Origin of the sequence: Oryzisolibacter propanilivorax (genome assembly GCF_900103645.1) — a bacterium.
Taxonomy (GTDB): domain Bacteria; phylum Pseudomonadota; class Gammaproteobacteria; order Burkholderiales; family Burkholderiaceae_C; genus Melaminivora; species Melaminivora propanilivorax.
Map to the genome: position 1 here is coordinate 523159 of NZ_FNHP01000001.1, position 14471 is coordinate 537629.

At 70.2% G+C, this 14471-nt stretch carries 15 protein-coding genes; 10 read left to right on the plus strand and 5 right to left on the minus strand.

Annotation, left to right across the window (positions count from 1 at the left end):
* The first annotated feature begins 144 nt into the window (after positions 1–144).
* Together BLQ61_RS02285 and BLQ61_RS17690 are read left to right on the plus strand one after the other, a co-directional pair.
* Positions 145–2535 carry a catalase gene (locus tag BLQ61_RS02285; protein ID WP_091566204.1) on the plus strand — a complete coding sequence of 797 codons (2391 nt, stop codon included), beginning with the start codon at positions 145–147 and terminating at the stop codon, positions 2533–2535.
* An 86-nt stretch (positions 2536–2621) separates the two neighbouring features.
* Positions 2622–2756 carry a hypothetical protein gene (locus BLQ61_RS17690; protein WP_281218488.1) on the plus strand — a complete coding sequence of 45 codons (135 nt, stop codon included), beginning with the start codon at positions 2622–2624 and terminating at the stop codon, positions 2754–2756.
* A 98-nt stretch (positions 2757–2854) separates the two neighbouring features.
* On the opposite strand, the gene BLQ61_RS02290 is transcribed toward BLQ61_RS17690, so the two are convergent.
* Positions 2855–3145 carry a hypothetical protein gene (locus BLQ61_RS02290; protein WP_091566207.1) on the minus strand — a complete coding sequence of 97 codons (291 nt, stop codon included), beginning with the start codon at positions 3143–3145 and terminating at the stop codon, positions 2855–2857.
* 299 nt (positions 3146–3444) lie between these two features.
* Between BLQ61_RS02290 and BLQ61_RS02295 the strand changes: the two genes are divergently transcribed.
* Positions 3445–4398 (plus strand): AEC family transporter, encoded by a 954-nt coding sequence (locus BLQ61_RS02295; RefSeq protein WP_091566209.1) that lies wholly within the window; start codon positions 3445–3447, stop codon positions 4396–4398.
* 7 nt (positions 4399–4405) lie between these two features.
* Here the strand turns inward: BLQ61_RS02295 and pdxH are convergent, their stop codons facing one another.
* The 3 genes from pdxH to BLQ61_RS02310 form a co-directional block, all read right to left on the minus strand.
* A complete protein-coding gene (pdxH, locus tag BLQ61_RS02300) occupies positions 4406–5071 on the minus strand; it encodes a pyridoxamine 5'-phosphate oxidase (RefSeq protein ID WP_091566212.1) in 666 nt (221 codons plus the stop codon).
* Positions 5072–5107: 36 nt separating this feature from the next.
* Entirely contained in the window at positions 5108–5656 is a 549-nt protein-coding gene (locus BLQ61_RS02305) for a superoxide dismutase family protein (RefSeq protein ID WP_091566215.1), read from the minus strand.
* A 133-nt stretch (positions 5657–5789) separates the two neighbouring features.
* Positions 5790–6344 (minus strand): gamma-glutamylcyclotransferase, encoded by a 555-nt coding sequence (locus tag BLQ61_RS02310; protein WP_091566217.1) that lies wholly within the window; start codon positions 6342–6344, stop codon positions 5790–5792.
* 120 nt (positions 6345–6464) lie between these two features.
* On the opposite strand from BLQ61_RS02310, the gene BLQ61_RS02315 reads away from it, so the two are divergent.
* Positions 6465–7010 carry an OmpA family protein gene (locus BLQ61_RS02315; RefSeq protein WP_091566220.1) on the plus strand — a complete coding sequence of 182 codons (546 nt, stop codon included), beginning with the start codon at positions 6465–6467 and terminating at the stop codon, positions 7008–7010.
* Between the two features lie 57 nt (positions 7011–7067).
* On the opposite strand, the gene gntR is transcribed toward BLQ61_RS02315, so the two are convergent.
* The gene (gene gntR, locus BLQ61_RS02320) at positions 7068–8123 is read right to left on the minus strand and encodes an HTH-type transcriptional regulator GntR (protein ID WP_175488188.1); all 1056 of its coding nucleotides are present in this window, start codon (positions 8121–8123) and stop codon (positions 7068–7070) included.
* 156 nt (positions 8124–8279) lie between these two features.
* On the opposite strand from gntR, the gene BLQ61_RS02325 reads away from it, so the two are divergent.
* The 6 genes from BLQ61_RS02325 (at position 8280) to eda (ending at position 14451) form a co-directional block, all read left to right on the plus strand.
* Positions 8280–8831, plus strand: coding sequence for a gluconokinase (locus BLQ61_RS02325; RefSeq protein WP_245703782.1), 552 nt, complete (start codon positions 8280–8282; stop codon positions 8829–8831).
* Positions 8828–9349, plus strand: a complete 522-nt coding sequence (locus tag BLQ61_RS02330; RefSeq protein WP_091566229.1) for a TRAP transporter small permease — start codon at positions 8828–8830, stop codon at positions 9347–9349. The genes BLQ61_RS02325 and BLQ61_RS02330 overlap by 4 nt, the downstream gene beginning before the upstream one ends.
* An 18-nt stretch (positions 9350–9367) precedes the next feature.
* Positions 9368–10648 carry a TRAP transporter large permease gene (locus tag BLQ61_RS02335; protein WP_091566232.1) on the plus strand — a complete coding sequence of 427 codons (1281 nt, stop codon included), beginning with the start codon at positions 9368–9370 and terminating at the stop codon, positions 10646–10648.
* Between the two features lie 119 nt (positions 10649–10767).
* Complete coding sequence (locus tag BLQ61_RS02340; RefSeq protein ID WP_091566234.1) at positions 10768–11778, plus strand: TRAP transporter substrate-binding protein; 1011 nt, start codon at positions 10768–10770, stop codon at positions 11776–11778.
* A gap of 196 nt (positions 11779–11974) precedes the next feature.
* Positions 11975–13795 carry a phosphogluconate dehydratase gene (edd, locus tag BLQ61_RS02345; RefSeq protein ID WP_091566237.1) on the plus strand — a complete coding sequence of 607 codons (1821 nt, stop codon included), beginning with the start codon at positions 11975–11977 and terminating at the stop codon, positions 13793–13795.
* Positions 13786–14451 (plus strand): bifunctional 4-hydroxy-2-oxoglutarate aldolase/2-dehydro-3-deoxy-phosphogluconate aldolase, encoded by a 666-nt coding sequence (gene eda, locus BLQ61_RS02350; RefSeq protein ID WP_091566241.1) that lies wholly within the window; start codon positions 13786–13788, stop codon positions 14449–14451. Before edd ends, eda begins: the two co-directional genes overlap by 10 nt.
* Positions 14452–14471 lie beyond the last annotated feature (20 nt).

Consider the following 14471-nt stretch of genomic DNA (forward strand, 5'->3'; position numbering starts at 1 on the left):
GCCGCAGGCAGGCAGTCCGGCAGTCGGCCGGTGGCAATCCCATCCGCCGAAGGCTGCCTTGCGGCTGGAAGCTTTCCTACACCGGCCCCGGGCGGCGTCTCTTAGCGTTGCGGCTCCCTACAGCAGCGCCACAGGAGAGCGTCCATGAAGCCATCCCCCATCGCCCCGGACCAGGCCAGCGCCGAGTCCGCCGCCCGCAACACCGACAGCGGGCCAGCACATGTGCCGCCCGGCGCCAAGACGCCTGCCGCCGCGCGCGCCGGTGAAACCCAGCAGCTGGCGGCGGCCATGCCGCACAACCCGACCAAATCGGCGGAATACGGCGAGGCCAACGGCCTGGCGCCCAGCGCCGGCGCCAGTGCGGAGGCGGCCTCGCGCCGGCCGCTGGCCAGCTGCCTGTCGGAGGAGAATCAGAACGCCAAGACCGGTGGCGTGGCGCCCGAGGGGCGCAACAACACCATCGATAGCCTGGAGCGCGTGCGCGTGGACTCCGCCGGCCAGGTGTTGACCACGAACCAGGGCGTGGCCATCTCGGACAACCAGAACACGCTGACGGCGGGGGTGCGCGGTCCGGCGCTGCTGGAAGATTTCGTGCTGCGCGAGAAGATCACCCACTTCGACCACGAGCGCATCCCCGAACGGGTGGTGCACGCACGCGGCTCGGGCGCGCATGGGTACTTCGAGTGCACGGAGGCGATCACCGACATCACCCGCGCCGCGCCCTTTCAGAAGGCCGGCAAGCAGACGCCGGTGTTCGTGCGCTTTTCCACGGTGGCCGGCGAGCGTGGCTCCAAGGACACGGCGCGCGACGTGCGCGGTTTTGCCGTGAAGTTTTATACCGACGAGGGCAATTGGGACCTGGTGGGCAACAACATGCCGGTGTTCTTCATCCAGGATGCGATGAAGTTCCCCGACCTGGTGCACGCCGTCAAGCCCGAGCCGCACCACCAGATGCCGCAGGCGGCCAGCGCGCACGACACCTTCTGGGATTTCGTCTCGCTGATGCCCGAGTCCACGCACATGCTGATGTGGCAGATGTCGGACCGTGCCATCCCGCGCAGCTACGCCACCATGCAGGGCTTCGGCGTGCACACCTACCGCTTCGTGAACGACCAGGGGCAGGCCATGCTGGTCAAGTTCCACTGGCTGCCGGTGGCCGGCACGCATTCGCTGGTATGGGACGAGGCGGTGAAAATTTCCGGCGCCGACCCGGACTTCAACCGCCGCGACCTCTGGGAGCGCATCGAGGGCGGCGCCTACCCGCAGTGGGACCTTGCGGTGCAGCTGTTCACCGAGGAGCAGGCGGAAAGTTTCAGCTTCGATGTGCTGGACTCGACCAAGATCGTCCCGGAGGAGCTGGTGCCGCTGCGCGTCATCGGCCGCATGACGCTGAACCGCAACCCTGACAACTTCTTCGCCGAGACCGAGCAGGCGGCCTTCTGCGTGGCCAACATCATCCCCGGCATCGACTTCACCAACGACCCGCTGCTGGCCGGGCGCATCCACTCGTATTTCGACACCCAGCTGCTGCGCCTGGGCGGGCCGAACTTCCACGAGATCCCGATCAACGCGCCCATCGTGCAGGTGCACAACAACCAGCGCGACGGCTTCCACCGCCAGGCGATCCACCGCGGGCGCGTGGCGTACGAACCTAACTCGCTGGCAGGCGGCTGCCCGTTCCAGGCCGGCATGCAGGGCTTCGTCTCGGTGGCCGCGCGCAACGAGTCGCGCGAGGGGGTGGCCAAGATGCGCGCCAAGCCCGAGAAATTCGCCGAGCACTACGCCCAGGCGCGCCTCTTCCTGGACAGCCAGACGCCGGCCGAGCAGGATCACATGGCGGCGGCGTTCCGCTTCGAGCTGAGCAAGGTCACGGTGCCGGCGGTGCGCGAGCGCATGGTGGCGTCGCTGCGCAACGTCTCCGACGAGTTCGCGGCCAAGGTGGCACAGGGCCTGGGCATCGACCCGCTGCCCGAGCCGCTGCCCCTGGCCATTGCCCGGCCGCCCGCGCCCGAGGTCACGCAGTCGAAATATCTGTCGCTGATGGCGCGTCCCGGAGACGGTTCCATCGCCGGGCGCAAGGTAGCCATCCTGGTGGCCAATGGCGTGGACGGCGACTTTGCCCGTCAGCTGCAGCAGGAGCTGCTGGCGCGTGGCGCCGTCGGGCGCTTCGTGGGCACGCGCATCGGCCCGGTGAAGGCGGCCGATGGCAGCAGCCTCGATGCCGATGCCTCGCTCGAGAATTCGCCCGGCTTCCTGTTCGACGGGGTAGTGCTGCCGGACGGCTGCGATGCGCTGCAGCACGACGGGCACCTGTGGGAGACCTTGCGCGACACCTGGCGCCACTGCAAGCCCATCGCTGCCGTGGGCAGCGCACGCGATCTGCTGGGCCGCCTGCTGCCCGAAGCCGGTGAGCGCGAGGACGACCAGGCGCTGGTGCTGGCCGAGAAGGGACAGGGCGATGCCGTGCAGGCCTTCATGGCCGCCCTGGGTGCGCCGCGCGACTTCACGCGCGAGAGCGATCCGCCCAAGGTCTGACAGGCGTTCGGGCGCCCGCCCCACGGGCACCCGGATGCGCCATCCCTACCCTGACGCCATCAACTTTCTTGCTTGACCATCCCACCATGAACCAACCTTCCAAACCCCCCGGCGCCGTGCCCACCTCGTCCGGGCGGAACCGTTTCGCCACGCACCGCACGCTGATCGTGGCCGCCGTCGTCATCGGCTTTCTGCTGGTGGCAATCTGGATGCCCTGGTAACGCCTGCGCCGCACGATGTCCATAACGACAAAGCCGGCGTCAGCGCCGGCTTTGTCGTGCTTGCGGAGAGCAGGCGCCACTGCGGGCGCGGCGCCGTTTCATCCTGCCATCTCCTGCACCAGGGATGCCTTGGGCTGGGCGTCCTCGCGCTTTTTCAGCGCCATGACGCGCGGGCCCTGCGCCGGTGCTTCGGCCAGGGGGCGGCTGTCCTGCGGTTCGGGCGACATTTCCAGGCGCAGCCGGGCCACGCGCTCGCGGTACATGCGCGCCAGGGCGGCATGGTGCTCGGCGGCGCTCTCATGTTCCAGCGCGGCCATGCGCGCCTCGTCCATGCAGCGCTGGGCACGGCGCAGGTAGATGGTGGCGGGGTCGAGGAATCGCTTGAACATGGTGGCTCTCCTGGCTGGGTGGGATGGTGTGACCTTACGAGCCCACCCGTGGGCCGCGACGTAAGACGAAGGCGCTTGCAGGAGACGGATGGCGGACAGCCGCAGCGCGAAGCGGACAGGGCATGCCGGCCTGGCGTTGCGGCCAGGCCGCACCGGCGTTCTCCTGATTTCATATGTTTTGGCCCACAGGCCCATATCGGACAAGGGCCGTCAGCTATGTTTGTGGTAGCAGCAAGGAATGCTGCGCGGCCCTACACTCGCGCGCTTTCCATTGCCCTGCAGGCCCCTCCTCACGCACCGTGTCCAGCTCCGTCCTTGCCCCCCTGGTGCCCGTGGTGCTGTGCATTGCCGTGGGTTTCGCCATAGCCCGCATTGGCTGGGTGCGCGCCGGCGCCATTCCCGACCTGGCCAATATCGTGTTCCTGGTGCTGACGCCGGCGCTGTTGTTCCGCACCATGGGCCAGGTGCGCGTGCAGGAGCTGGATTTCGCGCCGGTGGCGCTGTACTTTTCCGCGGTGGCGCTGCTGTTCGGCGGCACGCTGGCGCTGCAGGGCTGGACCAGCGCGGCTGCGGCACGGGCGCTGGCGCACACCTTCAGCAACACGGTCATGATCGGCGTGCCGTTCATCGGGCTGGTGTATGGCGAATCCGGCCTGGTCACGCTGTTCACCCTGGTGTCGCTGCACTCGCTGATCCTGCTGACGGCGGCGACGCTGGTATTCGAGCTGCTGCTGGCGCCGCCGGGCGCCGCAGCCGGGGATGGCGCGCCACATGCGCGCTGGCGCACGCTGGGCCGGGCGGTCAAAAGCAGCATCATCCACCCGGTGCCGCTGCCCATCCTGGCGGGCCTGGCCTGGGGCCAGACCGGCTGGCCGGTGCCGGGGGTGCTGGAGCGGGTGCTGGCGCTGCTGGGCAGCGCTGTCGGGCCGACCGCGCTGCTGCTGGTCGGCATCACCCTGGCCTATACCCGCATCGGTGAGCACTGGCGCGGCGCGCTGCGCATCGCGCTGGTGAAGAACCTGGCCATGCCGTTGCTGGTGGGCGCGGTTGCCTGGGCGCTCGGCCTGTCCGGGCAGGCGGTGGCCGTCATGTGCACCACGGCGGCCATGCCGGTGGGCGCCAACGTGCTGCTGTTCACCCAGCGCTACGGCACGATGCAGGACGAGGTGTCGTCGGCGATCGCGATTTCCACTGCCCTGGCGCTGCTGACGCTGCCGCTGGCACTGCTGGGCGCGCAGTGGCTGACGCGCTAGCGCCGGTTCAGGGCGCCAGCCGCTCGCGCAGCCACTCGCCGCCGTCCACGCGGTAGCGCAGCCGGTCGTGCAGGCGGCTCTTGCGGCCCTGCCAGAATTCCCAGCAGTCGGGCTGCAGCCGAAAGCCGCCCCAGTGTGGCGGGCGCGGCGGCTGCAGCAAGAACTGGGTCCCGTACTTCGCGGCGTTGGCCACCAGCACGCCGCGCCCGGAGATGACCTGGCTTTGCGGGCTGGCCCAGGCGCCGATGCGCGAGTCCAGCGGCCGGCTGTGAAAATAGGCGTCGCTCTCGGCGGCGTCGATCCGCTCGACCCGTCCCTCGATGCGCACCACGCGCTCCAGCTCGACCCAGTGGAACTGCAGCGCCGCCCAGGGGTTGCCGGCCAGCTCACGGCCCTTGCGGCTGTCGTAGTTGGTGAACCAAGTGATGCCGCGTGCGTCGTAGCCCTTGATCAGCACAACCCGGGTACTGGGCCGCAGGTCGCCGCCGACGGTGGCCAGCGTCATCGCATTCGGCTCCGGAACCTGGGCGGCGATCGCCTCCTGCAGCCATTGCTCGAACTGGCGCAACGGGTCGGCGTGCGAGGCGTCCTCGCCAAGCTCGGCGCGTTCGTAGCTCTTGCGCAGGTCGGCGATGGCGCGGGACAGGGGCGGGGTGGGGGCGCTGGTGCTCATGCCGGCGATTGTGCCCCCGCGTGGTGCTGTGTCGGGTCAGTCGGCGGTGATGACGGCGCAGGCCAGGCGCGCACCGGAGTTGCCGGTAGGCTGGGTACGGTAGTCATCCGGATCGGCATGCACGATCAGGCCGCGACCGACGATGTCGATGCCGCCCACGCGGATGCTGGTCGAGGTGAAGTCGATCGTCGCCACGCCGGCGGCGTTGGCGCGCAGGCTGGGCAGGTCGCCGGTGTGATGCGCGCCATGGCCGTGCTCTCCATGCGCCTGGCCCGTGGGGTTGAAGTGGCCCCCGGCGCTGTTGCCATCGCCGCTGGAGCAGTCGCCCTTTTCATGCACGTGGAAGCCGTGCTCGGAGTTGGGCTTCAGGCCGCGCACCTCGCCGCCGACCTTGACCACATCGCCCATCTGCATGAATCGCACCAGGCCCGAGACGCTGTTGCCGCGCGTGGGCTCCAGCCGCGCCGTGGCCGATGCCGAAGGCGTGCCGGGCGACGGGTTGTGCAGCAGGCCGCCGCTGCCGCAGCCGACGAGCGCGGCCGCGGCACCGGCCAGCAGGAGAGGGCGCAGAAAGGTCTTGGTCATGGTGTGTGCTCCAGGCGAGGAATGGCGGGAAGGAGAGGAAAAAAACCAGCGCCGCCGGCGTGCGCCGGCAGCAGCCGGACTGTCGCACGGCGGCGGGCCGGCGCCTGTCAGCCGCGCGCGCAACCGGCGGCCTTCACGGCCCGCTTCGGGTCAGCGCGATCAGCCGTGACAGCGCGCGGTCGTGGATGCCCAGGCGCTGCAGCTCGGCGTGCGTGGCCTCGGCATAGTCGCGCGTGCTGCCGTAGATCCCGCTGGCCTGCTCGAAGATGCGCCGCACCTCGTCGTCGGGCAGCACGCCCGTGTGGTTCGGGCTGTTGCGCGGCAGGGTGAAGGCCAGCGCGCGCACCGTGCCCTGCGGCGTGCGGCAGGGCAGCCAGCGCGGGTCGTACACGCCCAGCGCCATCTCGCGCTGCCACAGCGGCGGCAGCATCTGCGGCACCTGCGCGCGCGGCACCCGGTAGGCCATGCCGCGGCAGCTGCCGCCGGGCAGCAGGGCGAATACCAGGCCCGGGCATTCGGGCGTACCGCGGTTGCGCCGGCTCCACATCTTCAGCGCCCGGTGCCAGCCGTGCACGCTGGCCGGGCGGCACTCGGCGTAGTCGAAGTCCGGCCGCCAGATCAGCGAGCCGTAGCCGAAAAGCCACAGATCCTCGTGGCCGCCCCACTGCGCCAGGGTGGCCTGCAGCATGGCGGCGGGATCACGGGGGAGCGGTGCGGAAACGGGCATGGGCGGCTTCTACAATCTGCGGGTTTGTCCTGAACAACCGATTTTCTCCTTCCCTTCCATTCCATCTCCGGAGCTTCCAGCATGTCCTTCAACTCCTCCGACGACGACAGCCAGCAGCGCTTCGCCCTCGGCTTCCTGTTCGCCCTGATCGCCCTCGTGGTTTCCCTGGTGGTCGGGGTGGTGGTGTACCAACGCGGCATCCGCCACGCGCCGTCGATGGCGAACGGCGCCGTGGTGGCGCTGCCCGCCGGCATGGTGGCCGCCGCGGTGCCGGGCGCGCTGGTGGTGACCGACGGCGCGTCGGTGGTGGTGGTCGATGGCGTGGTGCGCTTTTACTTCGCCACCGGCCAGGCGGAGCTGGCCGCGGGCGCCAACGAGGCCCTGGCCGAGGTGGTGCGCGGAGTGAATGAAGCCGGCCGCACCGCCCAGGTCTCGGGCTACCACGACGCCACGGGTGACGCGGCGGCCAACGAGGCCCTGGCCAAGCAGCGCGCGCTGGCGGTGCGCGATGCGCTGCTGGCGCTGGGCGTGCCCGAGGCGCGCATCGACCTGAAGAAGCCCGAAGTGACCCAGGCCGACGGCAGCAACGCCGAGGCGCGCCGCGTGGAAGTCATCCTGCTGCCCTGAGCACGCAGTGGCGCACAGCCATCCTGAGCCCGGCGTTGCCGGGCTTTTTTGTGCCCGTCAGGTGCTGCCGCGCACCACCAACTCGTAGTCCAGCTCGATACAGCGTGGCGCGGCCTCGCCGCGCATCAGCTCCAGCAGCATGGTGGCGCCGGCGCGGCCGACCTCGCTGCGCGGCGTGCGGATGGTGGTCAACGGCGGCACCATCTGGTCGCTGCCGGCCAGGTCGTTGAAGCCGGCGATGGCGATGCGCCCCGGCACCGCCACGCCCAGCCGCGCGGCGGCGAGCAGCCCGCCCTGGGCGATGTCGTCGTTGCAGAAGAAGATGGCGTCGATGTCCGGCAGGCGCTGCAGCATGTCCTCGAACAGCCGCGCGCCCAGCGCCATGGACGAGCGCTCGGCGCTCAACACCTCCAGGCGCGGGTCGTACAGGCCGGCGGCGCGCAGGCAGCGGCGATAGCCCTCGGCGCGCTGCAGCACGCGCGGATCGAGCTGCGCCGCGCAGAAGGCGATGCGCCGGCGCCCCCGCTCGACCAAGTGGCGCGTGATGGCCTCGCCCGCGCCGACCTGCGAAAAGCCCACGCAGGCCGTGCCCGGTGCGGTGCTGGTTTCCATCAGGTGCACGCAAGGCACGCCACTGCCGGCCAGCAACTGGCGCGCATCCTCGCTGCGGTCGAAGCCGGTGACCAGCAGGCCGGCGGGGCGGTGCGGCAGGTAGGTGCGCAGCAGCAGCTCCTCCTCGGCGCTGTCGTAGTGGGTCACGCCGATCAGCGGCTGGAAGCCCTGCGGGAACAGCGTGCGGTGCACCGCCTCCAGCAGATCGACGAACAGCGCGTTGGACAAGAGCGGCACCAGCACCAGCACCTGCGTGCTGCGCTGGGACGCCAGCGCGCGCGCCGCCGGATCGGGCACGTAACCCAGCTGGCGCGCGGCCTGGTGCACGCGCTCGGCCAGCTGCGGGTCCACGCTGCGCTCGCCGCGCAGCGCGCGCGAGACGGTGATCGGGCTGACGCCGGCGGCAGCGGCGACATCGGCCAGGGTGGTGCGGCCGCTGGAGCGGCGGGAGCGTCGAGGGTTGATCAAGGTCAGGGTTAGCCCGCAGAAGAAGATCCCCATTGTTGCGTAAGATAGCGCTATCTTCATGGGGGTTTACCGCGATCAGGCCCGTCTGCAACGACCGGCATTGGGTAAAACCCTTTTATTTGCGCGTTTTAATCGGCGCATGAACCAGCGGCGGTGGCCCATCAGGGCGCCGCCTTGTTTTGGATCGGTATGGATAGCGCTATCCCTGACGCCCCGGCGTCTTCCCTGGTGGTCATGGGTGTCTCTGGCTGCGGCAAGTCCAGCATCGGCGCGGCCTGTGCGCAGCGGCTCGGCTGGACGCTGGAGGAGGGCGACAGCCACCACGCGCCCGAGAGCATCGCCAAGATGCGCGCCGGCACGCCGCTGACAGACGCCGACCGCGCCGGCTGGCTGGACCGCCTGGGTGCGCTGCTGGGGGCGCCGCAGCGCCAAGGGATGGTGCTGACCTGCTCGGCCCTGCGCCGTGCCTACCGCGAGCGCCTGCGCGCCGCGCGCCCTGGCCTGGGTTTCGCTTTCCTGGCGCTGGACTATGAGCAAGCGCTGCAGCGCGTGCAGGCGCGGCCCGGCCACTTCTTCTCGCCGGCGCTGGTGGCCGACCAGTTCGCCACGCTGGAGCCGCCGCTGCACGAGCCGCGTGTGCTGATGCTGGACGCCACGCGTCCGGTCGATGCGTTGGCCGCCGAAATCGCTGCCTGGGCGCGCGCTGGCATGCCCGCCTCTTTCACGCAGGGTGTTGCATGACCGTTTCCCCATCATCCCATCCTCCGCGCCGCCCGCTGCTGCAGCGCCTGGCCGAGCACTGCATGGTGCTGGCGCTGGCCGGCATGGTGATCGCCGTGTTCGTCAACGTGGTGCTGCGCTACGTGTTCAACACCGGCATCGCCTCGTACGAGGAGATCTCGCGCCTGCTGTTCGTCTGGCTGGTGGCCATCGGCGCGGTGGTCGCGGCCTACGAGGGCAGCCATCTGGGCTTCGACCTGGTGACGTCGCGCGTTGGCCCGGGCCCGCGCCGGGCCATGTTCTGGCTGGCGCAGGCGCTGGTCGCGGTCTGCATGGCATTGCTGCTGTGGGGCTCGTGGGGCCAGGTGCAGGCCGGGCTGCAGAGCTTCAGCACCGTGCTGGGCTATCCGCTGGCGCTGGGCGCGGCGGCCACGCTGGTGCTGGCCGTGGGTCTGCTGGCGGTGTGGCTGCGCGACGTGCGCCGCGGCCCGCTGCCGCCCGCGCAGCCGGGCGCCGAGCCGGCGCTGGACATCGAATAAACCGGGGGCGAGCGCACCATGGTCGTGACCCTGATCTTTCTGGCCGTGCTGATTGGCGGCATGGTGATCGGCATGCCGATCGCCCAGGCGCTGGTGCTGACCGGCGTGGCGCTGATGTGGCACCTGGACTTCTTCGACGCCCAGCTGCTGGCGCAGAACCTGCAGGCGGGCTTCGACAACTTCCCGCTGCTGGCCGTGCCGTTCTTCATCCTGGCGGGCGAGCTGATGAACGCCGGCGGCCTGTCGCGGCGCATCATCGACCTGGCGGGCGCCTTCGTCGGGCACATACGCGGCGGGTTGGGCTACGTGACCATCGGCGCGGCGGTGCTGCTGGCCTCGATGAGCGGCTCGGCCATCGCCGATACCGCGGCGCTGGCGACCATCCTGCTGCCGATGATGCGCGAAAAGCACTACCCGGACAGCTACGGCGCCGGGCTGCTGGCCTCGGGCGGCATCATTGCGCCCATCATCCCGCCGTCCATGCCGTTCGTGATCTACGGCGTTACCACCAACACCTCGATCAGCAAGCTGTTCCTGTCGGGCGTGGTGCCGGGCCTGATCATGGGCATCTTCCTCATTGTCGCCTGGCGCAGCATTGCGCACCGCCAGCAGCTGGCGCGTGGCGAGCGCACACCGTGGGGCGTGCGGCTGCGCGCGCTGGGCTCGAGCTTCTGGGCGCTGATGATGCCGGTGATCATCCTGGGCGGCCTGCGCGGCGGGCTGTTCACCCCGACCGAGGCGGCGGTGGTGGCAGCGGTGTATGCGCTGTTCGTGGCCATGGTGGTGTACCGCGAGCTGACCTGGACCGGGCTGTATTCCGTGTTCCTGGCGGCCGCCAAGACCACCGCCGTGGTCATGTTCCTGTGCGGCGCGGCCACCGTGACGGCCTACATGATCACCCTGGCCGACTTGCCGAACCTGCTGGCCGACACCTTCGCCGGCGTGCTGGGCGCGCCCATGCTGTTCATGGCGCTGATGATGCTGTTCCTGCTGGTGGTGGGCACCGCCATGGACCTGACGCCGACCATCCTGATCTTCGGCCCGGTGTGCGCGCCGCTGGCGGCCAAGGCCGGCATCGACCCGGTGTACTTCGGCTTCATGTTCATCTATGTCGGCTGCATCGGCCTGATCACCCCGCCCGTGGGCACGGTGCAGAACGTGGTCGCCGGCGTGGGCCGCATGCGCATGGAAACGGTGATCCGCGGCACCACGCCGTTTTTACTGGCCTATGTGCTGCTGGCGGCGCTGCTAATCGTCTTCCCGCAGATCGTCACCGTGCCGCTGCGCTGGATGACCTGACGCACCAACTCCTGATTCGATAGCTACAGGCCCTTGATACATATGGGCTGAAGGCCAAAAACATCAAAAATTCCACCCCGGGCGACCATCGCCCTTCACGACACCCCAAGGAGAACCCCATGCGATTCAAGTTCGCTCTGGCCGGCGCGCTGGCCGCACTGCTGGCGGCCGGCGCCGTGCAGGCGCAGGATTTCAAGCCGCGCATCGTGCGCTTCGGCTACGGCCTGGTCGAGGAGTCCAACCAGGGCCGCGCCGTGCGCTTTTTCGCCAAGGAGGTCGAGAAAGCCACCGGCGGCAAGATGAAGATCCGGGCCATCGGCAACGCCTCGCTCGGCTCCGACACGCAGATGCAGCAGGCGCTGATCGGCGGCGCGCAGGAGATGATGGTGGGCTCCACCGCCACGCTGGCGGGCATCGCGCCGCAAATGGCGCTGTGGGACACGCCGTTCCTGGTCACCAGCACCCAGGAAGCCGACGCGCTGCTGGACGGCCCGGTGGGCGAGAAAGTGAAGGCCACGCTGGAGCCCAAGGGCATGGTCGGCCTGGTCTATTGGGAAAACGGCTTTCGCAACCTGACCAACAACAAGCACCCGGTGACCAAGCTGGAGGACATGAACGGCATCAAGCTGCGCGTGATGCAGAACAACGTCTTCCTCGACAGCTTCAAGGCGCTGGGCGCCAATGCCGTGCCACTGCCGTTCTCGGAGCTTTTCACCGCCCTGGAGACCCGCGCCGTGGACGGCCAGGAGAATCCGTACAACACGGTGCTGTCCAGCAAGTTCTACGAGGTGCAGAAGTACCTGACGGTGACCAACCATGTCTACAGCCCGTGGATCGTCACCGTCAGCAAGAAGTGGTGGGACCAGCTCAGCCCGGCCGAGCAGAAGGTGCTGCGCGACGCCGCCGTCAAGAGCCGCGACTTCGAGCGCCAGGACACGCGCCAGGAAGCGGCCAAGGCGCTGGCCGACCTCAAAAACAAAGGCATGGTCGTGAACGAGTTGGCGCCCGCCGAGGCCGCCCGCATGCGCGACAAGCTCAGCAGCGTGCACGCCAGCGTGGCCACCGCCGTGGGCCAGGACCTGTGGCAGCAGGCCCAGGCCGAGCTGGCCAAGGCGCGCGCCGCCAAGTAAGCGCATCGGGCCGGCTGGCATCCGGCCTGGCCTGGTGCCCGCTTCGACCCTGCCGCCGGCCGCAGCCTGGCCGCGGCCGCACCGTCCGACGGCCCGGCGCTCGGTTCTCCGACGCCGGGCCGCCGCTTTTGCCGACTAGCATGCACGCTTGTCGCCTGCGCCCGGCGCAGCCGAGAGGACGAGAGGACCCCCACGCATGACCACCCTGCACAACACCGTCGCTGCCGTGACGCAGCGCATCCGGGACCGCAGCGCCAACACGCGCGCCGCCTATCTGGAGCGCGTCGCCGCCATGGCTGCGCGCCCGCCGCGCACCCAGGCGCTGGGCTGCGCCAACGTGGCGCACGCCGTCGCCGGCCTGCCCATTCCCGACAAGCTGCGCATTGTCCAGGAGCACCGGCCTAACGTCGCCCTGGTCAACGCCTACAACGACGTGCTGTCGGCGCACGCGCCGCTGGGGCACTTCCCGGACATCCTGAAGGACGAGGCGCGCCGCCTGGGCGCCAACGCCCAGGTCGCGGGCGGCGTGCCCGCCATGTGCGACGGCGTGACCCAGGGCGAGCCGGGCATGGACCTGTCGCTGTTCAGCCGCGACGCCATCGCCCAGGGCACGGCCATCGCGCTGAGCCACGACACCTTTCAGGCCGCGCTGCTGCTGGGTGTGTGCGACAAGATCGTGCCCGGCCTGCTGATCGGTGCGCTGCATTTCGGTCACCTGCCGGTGGTCTTCGTGCCGGCCGGGCCCATGCCCTCGGGCCTGCCGAACAACGCCAAGGCCAAGGTGCGCGAGCAGGCCGCACAAGGCCTCGTCGGGCGCGACGAGCTGCTGGCCGCTGAGATGGCCGCCTACCACGCGCCCGGCACCTGCACCTTCTACGGCACGGCCAACAGCAACCAGATGCTGCTCGAAGCCATGGGCCTGCACGTGCCCGGCACGGCCTTCGTCAACCCCGGCCAGCCGCTGCGCGAGCAGCTCACGCGCGAGGCACTGCGCACCGTGCTGGGGCAGGGCGGCACGCCATGCCCGCCGATCGGGCAGGTGGTGGACGAGCGCTGCATCGTCAACGCCATGGTCGCGCTGCTGGCCACCGGCGGCTCGACGAATCACCTGATCCACTGGGTGGCGGTGGCGCGCTCGGCAGGCATCGTGATCGACTGGGGTGATTTTTCTGAACTGTCGCAGGTCGTGCCGTTGCTGGCGCGCGTCTATCCGAACGGCAGCGCCGACGTGAACCAGTTCCAGGCCGCGGGCGGGCCGGGCTACGTCATCCGCGAGCTGCTGGACGCCGGGCTGATGCACGAGGGCGTGCGCACCGTGCGCCCGGGCGGCATCCGCGAGTACACCCGCCGGCCGGAGGGCGACGCGCAGCAGCGCCTGCACTGGGTCGACATCGGCGCCAGCGCGGATGAGGACGTGGTGCGCCCAGCCGCTGCGCCGTTCAGTGCCACCGGGGGGCTGAAGGTGCTGACCGGCAACTTGGGGCGCAGCGTGATCAAGGTGTCGTCGGTGCCCGACGACCGACACATCATCGAGGCGCCGGCGCGCGTGTTCGACTCGCAGGCGGCGCTGCTGGAGGCGTTCCACTCGGGTGCGCTGGACGGCGACGTGGTCTGCGTGGTGCGCTGGCAGGGCCCGCAGGCCAACGGCATGCCCGAACTGCACAAGCTCACGCCGCCCTTAGCGGTGCTGCAGGGCAAGGGCTACCGCGTGGCGCTGGTGACCGACGGGCGCATGAGCGGCGCCTCGGGCAAGGTGCCGGCGGCCATCCACCTGGTGCCCGAAGGCCTGGCCGGCGGCCCCATCGCCCGGGTGCGCGATGGCGACGTGATCCGACTGGACGCCATTGCCGGCACGCTGGACGTGCTGGTGGACGCGGCCGAATGGGACGCACGGCCGGTGGCGCAGCGCACGGATGCCCAAGCCGAGGACAGCGCCCATGGCCTGGGCCGCGAGCTCTTCGCCGGCTTCCGGCGCAACGCGCTCGGCGCCGAGGAGGGCGCCTGCACATGGCTGTGACGACCCCATCCGCTTCCCCCCTGACCGCACTGGACGTGGTGCGCGACGCGCCGGTCATCCCGGTGATCGTGCTGTACGACGTGCGCCATGCCGTGCCGCTGGCGCGTGCGTTGGTCGCTGGCGGCATCCGCATGCTGGAGATCACGCTGCGCACGCCGCAGGCGCTGGAGTGCATGCGCGCCATCGCCGCCGAAGTGCCCGAGGCGGTCGTCGGTGCCGGCACGCTGCGCAGCGCGCAGGATGCCGAGGCGGTGCTGCGCGCCGGCGCGCGCTTCGCGGTCAGCCCGGGCTTCACGCCGGCGCTGGCGCGGGCGTGCCGGTCGGCGGGACTGCCGCTGCTGCCGGGCGTGGCCACATCCAGCGAGATCCTGGCGGCGCAGGACGAGGGCCTGTCGGCGCTGAAATTCTTCCCGGCCATGCAAGCCGGCGGCGTGGCGTTGCTGAAAGCCTGGCAGGGGCCGTTCGCCGACGTGCTGTTTTGCCCCACGGGCGGCGTGCAGCCGGGCAACGCGCGCGAGTTGCTGGCGCTGCCCAACGTGGCGTGCGTCGGCGGCTCGTGGCTGGCGCCGGCGCCGGCGCTGGAGCAGGGCGACTGGAATGCCATCACCGCGCTGGCGCGGCAGGCGAGCGGGCTGCGGCCGGATGATCTAAAGTGAAAATGGCCGCCAGCCCTTGT

Coding starts and splice junctions, on each gene's coding strand:
- BLQ61_RS02285 (WP_091566204.1), top strand. CDS start 145: ATGAAGCCATCCCCCATCGCCCCGGACCAGGCCAGCGCCGAGTCCGCC.
- BLQ61_RS17690 (WP_281218488.1), top strand. CDS start 2,622: ATGAACCAACCTTCCAAACCCCCCGGCGCCGTGCCCACCTCGTCCGGG.
- BLQ61_RS02290 (WP_091566207.1), bottom strand. CDS start 3,145: ATGTTCAAGCGATTCCTCGACCCCGCCACCATCTACCTGCGCCGTGCC.
- pdxH (WP_091566212.1), bottom strand. CDS start 5,071: ATGAGCACCAGCGCCCCCACCCCGCCCCTGTCCCGCGCCATCGCCGAC.
- BLQ61_RS02305 (WP_091566215.1), bottom strand. CDS start 5,656: ATGACCAAGACCTTTCTGCGCCCTCTCCTGCTGGCCGGTGCCGCGGCC.
- BLQ61_RS02310 (WP_091566217.1), bottom strand. CDS start 6,344: ATGCTGCAGGCCACCCTGGCGCAGTGGGGCGGCCACGAGGATCTGTGG.
- BLQ61_RS02315 (WP_091566220.1), top strand. CDS start 6,465: ATGTCCTTCAACTCCTCCGACGACGACAGCCAGCAGCGCTTCGCCCTC.
- gntR (WP_175488188.1), bottom strand. CDS start 8,123: ATGGGGATCTTCTTCTGCGGGCTAACCCTGACCTTGATCAACCCTCGA.
- BLQ61_RS02325 (WP_245703782.1), top strand. CDS start 8,280: ATGGATAGCGCTATCCCTGACGCCCCGGCGTCTTCCCTGGTGGTCATG.
- BLQ61_RS02330 (WP_091566229.1), top strand. CDS start 8,828: ATGACCGTTTCCCCATCATCCCATCCTCCGCGCCGCCCGCTGCTGCAG.
- BLQ61_RS02335 (WP_091566232.1), top strand. CDS start 9,368: ATGGTCGTGACCCTGATCTTTCTGGCCGTGCTGATTGGCGGCATGGTG.
- BLQ61_RS02340 (WP_091566234.1), top strand. CDS start 10,768: ATGCGATTCAAGTTCGCTCTGGCCGGCGCGCTGGCCGCACTGCTGGCG.
- edd (WP_091566237.1), top strand. CDS start 11,975: ATGACCACCCTGCACAACACCGTCGCTGCCGTGACGCAGCGCATCCGG.
- eda (WP_091566241.1), top strand. CDS start 13,786: ATGGCTGTGACGACCCCATCCGCTTCCCCCCTGACCGCACTGGACGTG.